This is a genomic window from Streptomyces sp. NPDC127197, from assembly GCF_042672405.1.
GTDB classification, from domain to species: domain Bacteria; phylum Actinomycetota; class Actinomycetes; order Streptomycetales; family Streptomycetaceae; genus Streptomyces; species Streptomyces flavusporus.
Genome location: NZ_JBHXVG010000011.1, coordinates 22,120 through 35,180, shown reverse-complemented (window position 1 = coordinate 35,180; position 13,061 = coordinate 22,120). Strand labels below are relative to the sequence as shown.

The following is a 13,061-nucleotide window of genomic DNA, read 5'->3' as shown; positions in this document are numbered from 1 at the left end:
GTCGGTAGTCCACCTGTCTCAGCGGACTGCGGCGCGAAGCCTCATCGTGGGCCTCGCAAGCCCAGTCCGCAGTGCAGGTGGTGGTCCACATGTCCCTTTCTCCCTCTCCCTCTCCGTCCTGGGCGGAGCCCTCCCCCTCTCCTTCCGTTCGGCGTCCGCATCCGCATCCGCCGGGTGGCGACGTGCCCCCGACGTGCGAGGTGCCGCACTTCGCTCCCGTCCGCGTGCGCGGCGGGCGGTTTCTGCTGCACCGGCTCGTACGGCACCGGCGGCGGGCCCTCGCGGCCGGCCTCGCGGTGACCGCCGCCGCGCTCGTGGCGGCAGGCCCGCGCGGCCCGGCCGATCCCCAGCGCAACGAGCAGGCCCGCGGCCATCCGGTGGCGGACCGGTCGCCGGAGCGCCGACCGGTGGAGCGGGTCTCCGCGCCGGTACGGATCGCCGACGCGGCCACGGTGCGGCTGCTGCAGCCGGGCGACCGGGTCGACGTCGTCGCCGCCGAGGAGACGGCGACGGGCGGAGAGGCCGGCGTGGTCGCACGCGGGGCGCTGGTGACCAAGGTGCCCGAGCCGCTGGACGGTGAGGTCGACAGCGGTGCGCTGGTGGTGCTCTCGGTACCGCGTTCCACCGCGGCCCGTCTCGCCGGCGCGAGCGCCACGGCGCGGCTGGCGGTGACGTTGTGCTGAACCGAGCCTTGCCGACGGGGCGCCGATTGCCGACAAGTCCCTCGTTCCAGCTACCGGATTGGACAGTGCTGCCTCGCCCTGACGTAGGTTGCGGAGCTGTTTGTTCCACAACCTGTGCGGGTGAAGAGGAGAGGCCACGAGGTGAGCGAGAAGAAGGAACCGGGCGTCTGGGACGGCTTCAAGGCCTTCCTGATGCGCGGGAACGTCGTCGATCTGGCGGTAGCGGTGGTCATCGGTGCCGCCTTCACCAACATCGTCAACTCGGTGGTGAAGGGCGTCATCAACCCGCTGGTCGGAGCGATCGGCACCAAGAACCTCGACAGCTACAGCTCGTGCCTGAAGGGCCCGTGCACGCTGGCGACGGACGGCTCGGTCTCGCGCGGGGTCATGATCCTCTGGGGCTCCGTGCTGGGAGCCACGCTCAGCTTCGTGATCACCGCGGCGGTGGTCTACTTCCTGATGGTCCTGCCGATGGCCAAGTACCTGGCCCGGGTAGAGGCCCGCAGGAAGGCGAGGGAGGGCACGCACGAGATCATCGAGGTGACCGAGCTGGAGGTGCTCAAGGAGATCCGCGACTCGCTGGTCGCGCAGCGCGGCTCGGGCCACACCGAGCATTAGGGCTGATTCCCGGGGCCCCGGCGGCGGTTGTCCGCCGGGCCCTGCCGGTTCACAGGTGGTGGGGTGGCTTCTCGTCGAGGAAGCGCTTCAGATCATCCGTCGTGTCCCCGCCGGTGCCCGGACGCTCACCCCAGCCACGGTCCGTGTCGTCCGCGGACTGCTCGTTCAGCGGGTCGTCGAAAATCAGCGCGGCCTTGGGGTCGCGCTGCTCGGGGGCGGGGGAGGTGCTCATGCCCCCAGGGTACGGGGCCGAGGACTCCCCTCCGCGTGATCAGTTCACACGACTTTCCGGCCGATATCTGCTGTGCTGTGCATCATGACGTCCAGTCCCACTCCATCGTCCTCGTCGGCGGGCGCGCCGGGCCGTCCTCGCAGCCCACTGCGCCGACTCACGGCCCGCGGTCGCGACGAGGCACATCGCGCCGCCACGCCGCTGGAACTCTTCTTCGACCTGTGTTTCGTCGTGGCCGTCGCACAGGCGGGCATCCAGCTGGTGCACGCCGTCGCCGAAGGACATGCGGGCGAGGGCATCCTCAACTACGCCATGGTCTTCTTCGCCATCTGGTGGGCCTGGATGAACTTCACCTGGTTCGCCTCGGCGTACGACAACGACGACGCCCTCTACCGCGTCGTGACGCTGGTGCAGATCGCCGGCGTGCTCGTGCTCGCCGCCGGGATCTCGCGGGCGTTCGAGGACCATGACTTCCTCTTCGTCTGGCTCGGCTATGTCGTCATGCGGCTGGCGATGGCCGCCCAGTGGCTGCGGGCCGCGAGATCCGCCGAGGGCAGGGCGAGAGCGTCGGCACTGCGGTACGCGGTCGGCGTCATGCTCTGCCTGGTCGGCTGGGTGGGGCTGGTGCTCCTGCCCGAGCCCGCTCGCCCCTGGTGGTTCCTGGTGATGGCGGTCGTCGAGCTGTGCGTGCCGATCTACGCGGAGCGGGCCTCGATGACGTCCTGGCATCCGCACCACATCGCCGAGCGGTACGGCCTGTTCACGATCATCGTGCTCGGCGAGACGATCGCCGCGTCCACGGTCGCCGTGAAGTCGGGCGTGGACGAGAACGACGCGCTCGGCGAACTGCTGCCGATCACGGTGGGCGGCCTGCTGATCGTGTTCTCCGCCTGGTGGATCTACTTCGTAGTGCCCATTCACGGGCATCTGCGGTCCAGCAGACAGGCGTTCGTGTGGGGTTACGGCCACTATCTGATCTTTGCCTCGGGGGCCGCGATCGGCGCCGGCCTGGAGGTGGCGGTCGAGCAGGCGGTCGGCAAGGCACACATCTCCACCCTGTCCGCCTCTGCCGCGGTGACCCTGCCGACGGCGCTCTACCTGCTCACCGTCTGGGCACTGCACTCGCGCCACTTCAAGGTGGGCATCGCCGAGCAACTGGTGCTGCCGACCGCGGCCTTGCTGGTGATCTGCTGCACCTTCCTGGGGGACTGGGCGGTCCTCGCAGCCGGCATCGTTTCGGCGCTGACCGTGGCGATCGGGGAGACGTTGACGGCGCGTATGCCGGTCGGACGGCGCGCGGCGAGGGCCACCACACCGACGGCCTGACGCCGAGCACGTGTGCGGTGGGCAGACGCAGAGGCACGCGCCTGGGGGCGAGCACCGAAGCAGGCGAGACTGAATCCCATGACAGTTGACGCTCTGACGGACGTGACGGGCCTGCGGGTCGGGCACGCAAACCGCACCGGCGACGGTTGGCTCACCGGCACCACGGTGGTACTCGCCCCCGACGGCGGGGCCGTCGCCGCCGTGGACGTGCGCGGCGGCGGTCCCGGCACCAAGGAGACCGACGCTCTCGACCCGCGCAACCTGGTGCAGAAGGTCGAGGCGATCGTGCTGACCGGCGGCAGCGCCTACGGGCTGGACGCGGCGTCCGGCGTGATGGCCTGGCTGGAGGAACAGGGGCGGGGCGTGCGTGTGGGGGCGGATCCGGCGCACGTCGTGCCGGTGGTGCCCGCCGCCTGCGTCTTCGATCTGGGGCGGGGCGGGGACTTCCGCGCCCGGCCGGACGCCGCCCTCGGGCGGGCCGCGGTGGAGGCAGCCGCGGCGAGCGAGGTCGGCGCGGCCGTGGCGGAGGGCTGCGTCGGCGCCGGTACGGGTGCCACGGTCGGGCCGGTCAAGGGCGGGGTCGGCACCGCGAGCACGGTCCTCGGCTCCGGGATCACGGTGGCGGCGCTGGTGGTGGCCAACGCGGCGGGGTCGGCGACGGATCCCGAGACGGGCGTCCTGTACGGGGAGTTGTTCCAGGGGCGGGTGAACTACCCCGAGGCGCGCGTCCAGGACGCGGCGCGTCGGCGCCTCGCCGAGTGCGCGGCCCGGAACGCGCCGCCTCCGCTGAACACCACGCTCGCGGTGGTCGCCACCGACGCGGACCTGTCGAAGGCGCAGGCGCAGAAGCTGGCGGGCACGGCGCACGACGGGATCGCGCGCGCCGTGCGGCCGGTGCATCTGCTCAACGACGGCGACACGGTGTTCGCGCTGGCGACGGGGGCGCGCGGGCTCGACGCCGGGCAGCCCCTCGCGCTGAACGAGATCCTCGCGGCCGGCGCGGATGTGGTGACGCGCGCGATCGTACGCGCGGTGCGCGCCGCGAAGTCGGTGGACGGGCCGGGTGGGGTGTGGCCGTCGTACACGGAGCTGTACGGGAGTGACGCGGCCCGGCGCTGATCGGGTGCTGCGCCCACCCGGCCGGGCCGTTTGTCCCGGTTCTGTCACGTGATGGCGTTGAGCGCGACCGGAGGGAACCCCACCGGTCGCCGATCCCCTCTTTCTCGACGCTTGGAGCGGATCACGCACATCACACAAATGGGGAGCAGCCCGTGACAACGCCGGACATGGCAAAGCGGCGCGCGCTGGTGGCCAGTGCCGCCCTGGTGGTCGGCGCCCTCGCCCTCACCGCCTGTGGCGGCAGCGCCAAGGCCAGCAGCGACGGCAAGGGCGGTGACGGCGGCAAGGACGACGCGAAGACCTCAGCGGCGAGGATCGCCATCTCGGCCAAGGACGGTTCGACGGGCGCGTCGATCAACACGACGGGCGTGAAGGTCAGCGACGGGCGGCTGACCGACGTGAAGATGACGGTGGCGGAGACCGGGCAGGCCGTACCGGGGGTGTTGTCCTCCGACGGCAGGAGCTGGAAGCCGAAGGAGCAGCTGGAGCGGGGGACGAAGTACGAGATCGCGGCGACCGCGAAGGACGCGGACGGCAGGACCGCCGCCGCCGACTCCGTCTTCACCACCGTCACTTCGGCCAACAGCTTCATCGGGACGTACACCCCGGACGACGGCACGACGGTCGGGGTGGGGATGCCGGTGTCGTTCGAGTTCGACAAGGCGATCAGCGACAAGAAGGCCGTGCAGTCGCACATCACGGTCACGTCGAGCAGCGGACAGAAGGTGGTCGGGCACTGGTTCGGGTCGCAGCGGCTGGACTTCCGGCCCGAGGACTACTGGAAGGCCGGCTCCAAGGTCACGATGAAGATCGACCTGGACGGCGTGGAGGGCGCGAACGACGTCTACGGGGTGCAGAAGAAGACCGTCACCTTCACCATCGGGCGTTCGCAGGTCTCCACGGTCGACACCGGCACGCAGACCATGACGGTCGTGCGGGACGGCAGGACCATCCGTACGGTGCCGATCTCGGCGGGCAGCCCGCAGCACAGCACGTACAACGGCCGGATGGTGATCTCCGAGAAGTTCGAGCAGACCCGGATGAACGGCTCGACGGTCGGCTTCGGCGGGGAGTACGACATCCCGGACGTGCCGCACGCGATGCGACTGACCAGGTCCGGCACGTTCATCCACGGCAACTACTGGTACAGCAAGGGCAGTCCGCCCTTCGGCCGCCAGGGCACCAGCCACGGCTGCGTCGGGCTGCAGGACGTGCAGGGCGCGCAGGGTGACACTCCCGGCAAGTGGTTCTACGACAACTCGCTCGTCGGGGACGTCGTGATCGTCAAGAACTCTCCCGACACGACGGTGGCGCCGGACAACGGCCTCAACGGCTGGAACATGACGTGGAACGAGTGGATCGCCGGCAGCGCCACCTGACCGCCGGGATCAACAGATCGCCGCAAGTCGCCCCTCACCAGCCGCCTTTGATGAGACGTCGGGTCGCATGGGAACCTCATCCGCGGCCCGCCCGTTTTCCGGGCGTACGTTTTCTCGGTTCCCGGACATGATGTCCGACCGAGGGGCTACGGTATGCACCCACAAGGTGACATGCAGCAACGCCGGGAGAAACCTTGAGCGTTCCGTACGAGACGGCAGCGTACGAACCACCCGAGTCGCCCGAGTCTCCGGAGGAGCACCTCACGCGACTGCTCGGCCGTGCCCTGAACTCGTTCGAGCTGCCCGACGAGACGATAGGGCGGCTCGAGGGTGCGCTCGCACATGACAGTTCGCTGCACTCCGCGCACCACAGCGCGGGCCTGCACCGCGAGACGTACCGGCACACCTGGCTGCTCGCCGACGGCTCGGCGCTCACGCTCTGGGAGCTCGTGCACAACACCACGCCGGGCGGTGCCCCACAGCACGAGGTGTATGTCGACGCGGAGGAGCTGCGCGCCGCCGGCGCCCGGCTGCCGCTGCCGCCGGACCCACCGGACTTCGAGCTGCCGATGGTGATGCAGCTGTCGCCGGTTCTCGAACCGCGGCATGTGTACGTGCCCGACGACTCGGCGGACCACGCGCGTCGGCTGCTGCGCCGGGCGGAGAACCCGGACCGGCCCGGTGCGCAGACGGCCGCGCTGCTGGCCACGGCATGCGCGCACCAGATCACGCAGGCCTTCGGGCGCCCCTGCCGCGCGGGGCGTGCCGGGTTGTGCTTCTCGCTCTACGAGCATGCGTTCCTGCTGCACGACGGGCAGGAAATCTCCCTCTGGGAGGTGGAGCACACGGCCACACCGGACGGCCGGCACATGTGCGAGGTGTACACGACGGAGGACGCGGCGCGGGACGCGATGGAGCGGAGAGCTGCGCAGCTTTCGTAGATGAGCAAGAGCCCAGCACGGTCCGGGACCGAAGTCCCGGACCGTGCTGTGGGGAGAAGCGGTCGGCGGTTACGCCGCCACGGCCTGCTTCGTCTCCGTCGGCACAGGGGTCACTCCGGGCGCCACCGCTCCGGCCGCCGGCTTGCGCAGGCTCTTGAGTACGACGACCAGGGCCGCCGTGACGCACACGCCCGCTGCGATGGCGATCAGGTAGAGGAACGGGTTGCCGATCAGCGGGACCACGAAGATGCCGCCGTGCGGGGCGCGCAGGGTGGCGTCGAAGGCCATCGTCAGGGCGCCGGTGACCGCGCCGCCCACCATCGACGAGGGGATGACGCGCAGCGGGTCAGCCGCCGCGAAGGGGATCGCGCCCTCGGAGATGAAGGAGGCGCCCAGCACCCAGGCGGCCTTGCCGTTCTCGCGCTCGGTCTGCGTGAAGAGCTTGCCGCGCACGGTCGTGGCCAGGGCCATCGCCAGTGGCGGGACCATACCGGCCGCCATGACCGCGGCCATGATCTTCATGGCGGAGTCGCTGGGGTTGGCGACGGCGATGCCGGCGGTGGCGAAGGTGTACGCGACCTTGTTGACGGGGCCGCCGAGGTCGAAGCACATCATCAGACCGAGGAGCATGCCGAGGAGGATGGCGTTGGTGCCGGTGAGGCCGTTGAGCCAGTCGGTCATCCCCTCCTGCGCGGAGGCGATGGGCTTGCCGATCACGACGAACATCAGGAAGCCGACGATCGCCGAGGAGATCAGGGGGATCACCACCACCGGCATGATGCCGCGCAGGGACGCCGGGATCCGCACCCTCTGGATACCCATCACCACCGCACCGGCGATCAGACCGGAGGCCAGGCCGCCGAGGAAGCCGGCGTTGATGGTGAGCGAGATCGAGCCGCCGACGAAGCCGGGGACGAGGCCGGGGCGGTCGGCCATGCCATAGGCGATGTAGCCGGCCAGGACAGGGACGAGGAAGTTGAAGGCCACGCCGCCGATCTGGAAGAACAGCGCGCCCCAGCTGTCCGCCTGGGTCCACACGAAGTGGTCCATCACCGACGGCGCCTTGTTGATCTCGTAGCCGCCGATCGCGAACCCGAGGGCGATCAGCAGACCGCCGGCCGCGACGAACGGGACCATGTAACTGACGCCGGACATCAGCCACTTGCGCAGCTTGGTGCCGTAGCCCTCACCCGGCTCACCGGCGCGTTCCACCGGCGTGCCGGGTCGGGCGGCGGCCGTGACCTCGCCGCGCTCCGCCTTGCCGCGCACCTCGGCGATCAGCTCGGCGGCACGGTTGATGCCCGCCTTCACACCGACGTCGACGGTCGGCTTCCCGGCGAAGCGGTCCTTCTCGCGGACCGGCAGGTCATGGGCGAAGATCACGCCGTCCGCCGCCGCGATGACGTTCGGGTCGAGCCGGGTGAATCCGGCCGAGCCCTGCGTCTCGACGACCACCTCGACGCCCGCCTCGCGGCCCGCGTTCTCCAGCGACTCGGCCGCCATGTACGTGTGGGCGATGCCGGTGGGGCAGGAGGTGACGGCGACGATACGGAAGGGGCGGTTGCCGTCGGATGCGTCGGCGGTGTCACCCGTGGCGGCATCGGCGGAGGCCGCCACCGACGCCGCCACGGAGTCTTCGGTGGCGCCCTCGGCGCCTTCGGTGGTGCCCTCGGCCGTAGCCGCCTCGGGCTCCTCCCCGCGGATGAGCGCCGCCGCGGCCGCCGCGTCGCCCACCGAGCGCAGCGCGTCGGTGAACTCGGTGTTCATCAGCTGCCGGGCCAGCGACGACAGGATCGTCAGGTGGGCGTCGTCGGCGCCGGCGGGCGCGGCGATCAGGAAGATCAGGTCGGCGGGCCCGTCCGCGGCACCGAAGTCGATGCCGGCGGCGCTGCGCCCGAAGCCGAGCGTCGGCTCGGTGACGTGTTCGCTGCGGCAGTGCGGGATGCCGATACCGCCGTCGAGGCCGGTCGGCATCTGCGCCTCGCGGGCGGCCACGTCGGCGAGGAAGCCCTCCAGGTCGGTCACCCGGCCCAGGGTCACCATGCGTTCGGCGAGGGCGCGCGCCGCCGCTTCCTTGGTCTCGGCGGACAGGTCGAGGTCGACCAGGTCCGCGGTGATCATGTCGCTCATCGCGGGCTCCTTCGCACGCGTATCGCCCGGTCAGTGGGGTGGGCGGAAGAGGGGACGGGGGTGCAGTGGGGGGTCGGGGGTGAGGTGGAGGCGGGGCCGGGGAGACCCCGCCTCCACCGGACGGCAGGGCGGCTCAGGGTGCCCTGCCGTCCGGCGGCCGCGGCGAGTAACGGGGAGTGTCGCCGCTGCGTGGCCGGTTCGGGGGGTGGCATGGAGGACGTCGTCCGTACGGTCATGACGCCGGCTCCGTCAGTTCGCGGTCCACCGGGACCTCGGCCGTCACCGTCACCGCGGCCGGGTCCAGGTCGCCCGGCGCCGGCATCACGCTGCCGGGCAGCTGAACGGCGGCCGCGCCGTGCGCGATCGCGGAGGCGAGTGCCTCCGGGCCGCTGCCGCCGGCGATCAGGAAGCCGGCGAGCGAGGAGTCGCCGGCGCCCACGTTGGAGCGCACGACGTCGACGCGCGCGCTGCCGAACCAGATGCCCGCACCGTCCACGAGCAGCTGCCCGTCGGCGCCCAGGCTCGCCAGCACAGCGCGCGCCCCCCGCTGGCGCAACTCCTCGGCCGCCTTCACGGCGTCACCCACGGTCATCAGCGGGCGCCCGACGGCCTGCGCGAGCTCCTCGGCGTTCGGCTTCACCACGTCGGGCCGTTCGCGCAGCGCCTCGAGCAGCGCGGGGCCGGAGGTGTCCAGTGCGATGCGCGCACCGTCGGCGTGCGCCCGCGCGACCAGGTCGGCGTACCAGGACGGCGCGAGGCCCCGGGGCAGGCTGCCGCAGCAGGCGATCCAGTCGGCGTCGCGCGACTGCCGGCGTACGGTCTCGAAGAGCAGCTCCTGTTCGTCGGCCGACAGCTCCGGGCCGGGCGCGTTGATCTTCGTCAGGACACTGTCGGCCTCGGCGAGCGCGATGTTGGAGCGGGTGGCGCCGGCAACGGGGACCGGCGCGACCTCGATGCCCTGCGCGTCGAGCAGGTCCGCGACGAGCGCCCCCGGCGCACCACCCAGCGGCAGCACCGCCACCGTGCGCCGCCCGGCGGCCGCGACGGCGCGCGAGACGTTCACGCCCTTGCCACCGGGGTCCACGCGCTCGGTCTCGGCGCGAATGACCTCACCGCGCTTCAGGGCCTGGACCTCGTAGGTGCGGTCGAGGGACGGGTTCGGGGTGACGGTGAGGATCATGCGCGCACTACTTCCGTGCCGCCGCGCTCGATGGCGGTGGCGTCTTCGGGGCTCAGCTCGGTGTCGGTGATCAGCAGGTCCACATCGCTCAGGTCGCCGAAGCGGGCGAAGTGCTCCTGGCCGTGCTTGGAGGAGTCGGCGAGCAGCACCACGCGGCGGGCGGCGGCGAGGGCCGCCCGCTTGACCGCGGCCTCGGCGAGGTCGGGGGTGGTCAGGCCGTGCTCGGCGGAGAAGCCGTTGGCGGCCACGAAGAGGACGTCCGCCCGGATCTCGCCGTATGCCCGCAGCGCCCAGGCGTCCACGGCGGCGCGCGTGCGATGCCGTACGCGCCCGCCGACGAGGTGGAGCTGGATGCCGGGGTGGTCCGCGAGGCGGGCCGCGATCGGCAGGCTGTGTGTGACGACGGTGAGCGAGGACTCCGGCGGGAGGGCGGCCGCCAGCCGCGCCACGGTCGTACCGGCGTCGAGGATCATCGTGCCCTCGGTGGGCAGTTCGGCCAGGGCCGCCTTCGCGATGCGGTCCTTCTCGTCGGCCGCGGTGGACTCGCGCTCGGCGAGGTCCGGCTCGAAGTCGAGCCGGCCGGCCGGGATGGCGCCGCCGTGCACCCGGCGGAGGAGGCCCGCACGGTCGAGGGCCTTCAGGTCGCGGCGGATCGTCTCCGCCGTCACCTGGAACTCCTCGGCCAGCGACACCACGTCCACCCGGCCGCCGTCACGGGCGAGACGGACGATCTCCTGTTGCCGCTCCGGTGCGTACATGCCCGATCGCCTCCGAACCATGCCCGAACGTGTGGTTTCACTCGGAGACTACGCCTGGATTTCCAGAAAGTAAACAGGTTCAGACTCAGTCGGGCACAAACGGGCTTTGGTTTCTGCCCGAGAAGCAGGACCTCCGGATCAAGCCGGACGGCACTGCAGAAGCCCTGACGCCGTGTCACCGCGTCCGTATCCTGGATTCCGGGACACAGCTTCTCGGGGGGTGTTGTGGACAGGGACGGTCTCCGTGCCCGCCCGGACCATGACTGGCAGCAAGCCGTGGTCCACACGCTGTGCGACTCGCCGATCCTCTACGACCGCAACGCCAGGGCGATGCTGGCCGAGCTGATCGGCGACGAGCTGGGGCGGCCGGTGGTGGTGCGGGAGCAGGCCACCCTGCAGCTGCACATGCTCGAGCTGGTGCGGTTCTGCATCCGCGCGGGGAACGACGGGCTGTCTGCGCTGTCCCACGCCGTGTCGCTGCTGGAAGGCCACAGCCGGACCGCCGAGACCGTCAGTCGTCTGGTGCGGGAGTTCGCTACCAGGACCACTCCCGCCCCGGTGCCGCAGGTAGTTCCTCCCGGGTGGTACCCCGACCCCGGACGGACAAGTGACGGTCCCGCCACCGAGCGCTGGTGGGACGGCAGGGCGTGGACGGACCAGATCCGCCCCGTGGGGTCGGCCGCCGCCGGCGCACCGGTCCGCTTCCTCGTGTCCTGCGTCGCGGCCGACCGCTCCTGGGCCGGCTGGACCGCCTGGCAGCTGGAGAACGCGGGACTGCGCGTACTCGTCCTGGAGGGCAACGCGAGCATCGGCCCGCGGACCGAGCCGGAACAGGGCGAACGCGTGATCGCCTTGCTGTCCCCGGCCTACATCGAATCCGTACAGGTGCTCCGGCCCTGGTGGGTCATGCACCAAGAGGATCCGGAAGGCCTCGCGGACACACTCGTGCCGGTCGTGGTGCAGCCCTGCCGACCCGAGTGGCCCCTGTCCAAGGTGCCGTACACCGACCTCACCGGGCTGGGCGAGGACGAGGCCCGGGCCCGGCTGCTCCACGCCGTCGGCGCCACCCCCACAGGCCGCGCCGGACCGGCCGCCTCCCCGCCTTCCTTCCCCGACCCGGCGGGGCGACGTTGACGGGACAAGGCGGCGCGGACCGCGGCAATCCGGTGGTACGGATACGGGACCGGATCGGGGAGGAGACGCTGGCCGCGCTGCTCGAGGTCCCCTCGCTCCAGGACCGGCCGGCGCGGGCCCTGCTGATCGAGCTGGTCGGCGAGGCCGTGGGTCGCCGGGCCGACCTGCGGGAGCACACCACTGTGCCGCTGCAGTTGCTGGAGTTGTTCCGTTTCTGCACTCGGCACCAGGATGGGCTGCCGGCCCTGGCACGGAAGCTGTCGTTGCTGGAGCCGGGGTGCGCGCAGGCGCAGGTCGTGCAACGGCTCGCCGACGAGTGGACGGCCGTGGACGCGCTGCACGGCCTGCCCGACGTCACGGATTCCTGGGATTTCCTCGGCGACGCCCTCGGGGCGCTGACGCTGTCGTACGGCATGCGGACCGCACTCGTCCGGGTGGCCACCGACGCCAGGGTCTCCGCGCCTCCGCCGCAGGCCGAGACGTGCTGGCACGACTTCCTGCACATGGCAGGACAGGGCGCTCCGCGAGGTGGGTTGCCGCCGTGGATGGTCTATCTGGACCGCATCGCCGATGTGATGGACCGGCCACTCGCGGGCGAGCTGCTCGCGCGCAACCGTCAGTGGGCCCTGAGCTGCGGCCTGGCCGAGCTGCTCGATCTCGACCGGGCCAGGTCTCCGGTCCCCCCGGCGGTCAGGCCGAACCAGGAGTACCTGGCGATCCACATCACGCCCGACCCGCTGGAGAACGGGCACTACACCGTCTCGCACTCCCTCATGTCCGACGCCCACGGCCCGAGCTGGAAGCACGGCGAGCCGATCCCCCGGGTGCCCACCGACGGGCTGCAGCAGGCCGTGAGCCACGTCATCAAGACGGTCGAGGGAGTCGGCGGCGACCGACTGGCCGACGTGTGGCTGGAGTTCGTCCTGCCCTTCGAACTGCTCAACCTGCCGGTGGACTGGTGGCCCCGGGACACCGCCGAAGTGCCGCATGTGCCGCTCGCGGTGGACTACCCGGTCGTCGTCCGCAGCCTGGACCGGCTGCAGAACCCCGACTGGTACCGGTTCTGGCGCACCCGCTGGCAGCAGCTGCAGCGGGACGAGGACACGTCGCAGTCGGTGTATGTCAACATCGCACGCAGGAACGGCAACCATCTGCGCGGTCTGGAGGCCCGCCTCAGCGACAACGAGAGCTGCGTCGCCCTGGTGCTGAGCGAGCCGCCGCTGCCCGGCCACGAACACGGGCGCCGCGAGTTGCAGGCGGCGCTGCGCAGCGGGCTGCCCGTGGTGATCTGGCACCGTGCGGGCCGCTCCACGAAGCAGTTCCGGGACGTTCTCGACGGGCTCCTCGCCGACGGTCTGCCGCGGTTCCCGGCCAGGATGGCCGCCTATCGCCGCCGGGCGGCCATCGACTCCGCCGACGACAGGAGCGCGGCACACATCGGCCGTCATCTCACGGTCCTGTGGGACGACCCCGACCGCAAACCCGTCTTTCCCGAGCCGCCGTGACCACCTGCCAGCGTGTCCGGCCGTGTCCGGTCCGCCCATCACACCCCAGCCGTCAT

General features: G+C 71.4%; 12 protein-coding genes and 2 pseudogenes. 10 read left to right on the top strand and 4 right to left on the bottom strand.

Annotation, left to right across the window (positions count from 1 at the left end; all coding sequences use genetic code 11):
- Positions 1–89: 89 nt before the first annotated feature.
- Both ACFVJQ_RS19005 and mscL read left to right on the top strand, forming a co-directional pair.
- On the top strand, positions 90–683 hold the full coding sequence (locus tag ACFVJQ_RS19005; protein WP_385785187.1) for a hypothetical protein: 594 nt from the start codon (positions 90–92) through the stop codon (positions 681–683).
- Between the two features lie 141 nt (positions 684–824).
- Positions 825–1,301, top strand: a complete 477-nt coding sequence (gene mscL, locus ACFVJQ_RS19000) for a large conductance mechanosensitive channel protein MscL (RefSeq protein WP_385513446.1) — start codon at positions 825–827, stop codon at positions 1,299–1,301.
- A gap of 49 nt (positions 1,302–1,350) precedes the next feature.
- On the opposite strand, the gene ACFVJQ_RS18995 is transcribed toward mscL, so the two are convergent.
- Complete coding sequence (locus ACFVJQ_RS18995) at positions 1,351–1,533, bottom strand: hypothetical protein (RefSeq protein ID WP_385513445.1); 183 nt, start codon at positions 1,531–1,533, stop codon at positions 1,351–1,353.
- Positions 1,534–1,617: 84 nt separating this feature from the next.
- Here ACFVJQ_RS18995 and ACFVJQ_RS18990 point away from each other — a divergent pair, with 84 nt between their 5' ends.
- The 4 genes from ACFVJQ_RS18990 to ACFVJQ_RS18975 all read left to right on the top strand — a co-directional run bounded on the left by ACFVJQ_RS18990 (position 1,618) and on the right by ACFVJQ_RS18975 (position 6,298).
- Entirely contained in the window at positions 1,618–2,859 is a 1,242-nt protein-coding gene (locus ACFVJQ_RS18990) for a low temperature requirement protein A (RefSeq protein ID WP_385513444.1), read from the top strand.
- Between the two features lie 78 nt (positions 2,860–2,937).
- The gene (locus tag ACFVJQ_RS18985; protein ID WP_385785183.1) at positions 2,938–3,978 is read left to right on the top strand and encodes a P1 family peptidase; all 1,041 of its coding nucleotides are present in this window, start codon (positions 2,938–2,940) and stop codon (positions 3,976–3,978) included.
- 152 nt (positions 3,979–4,130) lie between these two features.
- Positions 4,131–5,357 carry an Ig-like domain-containing protein gene (locus tag ACFVJQ_RS18980; RefSeq protein ID WP_385513442.1) on the top strand — a complete coding sequence of 409 codons (1,227 nt, stop codon included), beginning with the start codon at positions 4,131–4,133 and terminating at the stop codon, positions 5,355–5,357.
- Between the two features lie 194 nt (positions 5,358–5,551).
- Positions 5,552–6,298, top strand: coding sequence for a DUF6227 family protein (locus tag ACFVJQ_RS18975; protein WP_385513441.1), 747 nt, complete (start codon positions 5,552–5,554; stop codon positions 6,296–6,298).
- Between the two features lie 69 nt (positions 6,299–6,367).
- On the opposite strand, the gene ACFVJQ_RS18970 is transcribed toward ACFVJQ_RS18975, so the two are convergent.
- The 3 genes from ACFVJQ_RS18970 to ACFVJQ_RS18960 form a co-directional block, all read right to left on the bottom strand.
- On the bottom strand, positions 6,368–8,428 hold the full coding sequence (locus ACFVJQ_RS18970; RefSeq protein ID WP_385785179.1) for a fructose-specific PTS transporter subunit EIIC: 2,061 nt from the start codon (positions 8,426–8,428) through the stop codon (positions 6,368–6,370).
- Positions 8,429–8,660: 232 nt separating this feature from the next.
- Positions 8,661–9,608, bottom strand: coding sequence for a 1-phosphofructokinase (gene pfkB, locus ACFVJQ_RS18965; RefSeq protein WP_385513439.1), 948 nt, complete (start codon positions 9,606–9,608; stop codon positions 8,661–8,663).
- On the bottom strand, positions 9,605–10,366 hold the full coding sequence (locus tag ACFVJQ_RS18960; RefSeq protein ID WP_385513438.1) for a DeoR/GlpR family DNA-binding transcription regulator: 762 nt from the start codon (positions 10,364–10,366) through the stop codon (positions 9,605–9,607). Before ACFVJQ_RS18960 ends, pfkB begins: the two co-directional genes overlap by 4 nt.
- A 225-nt stretch (positions 10,367–10,591) precedes the next feature.
- Here ACFVJQ_RS18960 and ACFVJQ_RS18955 point away from each other — a divergent pair.
- The 4 genes and pseudogenes from ACFVJQ_RS18955 to ACFVJQ_RS18940 all read left to right on the top strand — a co-directional run.
- Positions 10,592–10,882: pseudogene (locus ACFVJQ_RS18955) on the top strand (hypothetical protein); the annotation flags it as partial.
- Between the two features lie 42 nt (positions 10,883–10,924).
- Positions 10,925–11,062: pseudogene (locus ACFVJQ_RS18950) on the top strand (DUF2510 domain-containing protein); the annotation flags it as partial.
- A complete protein-coding gene (locus ACFVJQ_RS18945; protein ID WP_385785528.1) occupies positions 11,036–11,500 on the top strand; it encodes a toll/interleukin-1 receptor domain-containing protein in 465 nt (154 codons plus the stop codon). The pseudogene ACFVJQ_RS18950 and the gene ACFVJQ_RS18945, both read left to right, overlap by 27 nt.
- Positions 11,497–13,005 (top strand): hypothetical protein, encoded by a 1,509-nt coding sequence (locus ACFVJQ_RS18940; protein WP_385785176.1) that lies wholly within the window; start codon positions 11,497–11,499, stop codon positions 13,003–13,005. The genes ACFVJQ_RS18945 and ACFVJQ_RS18940 overlap by 4 nt, the downstream gene beginning before the upstream one ends.
- The last annotated feature ends 56 nt before the right edge of the window (positions 13,006–13,061 follow it).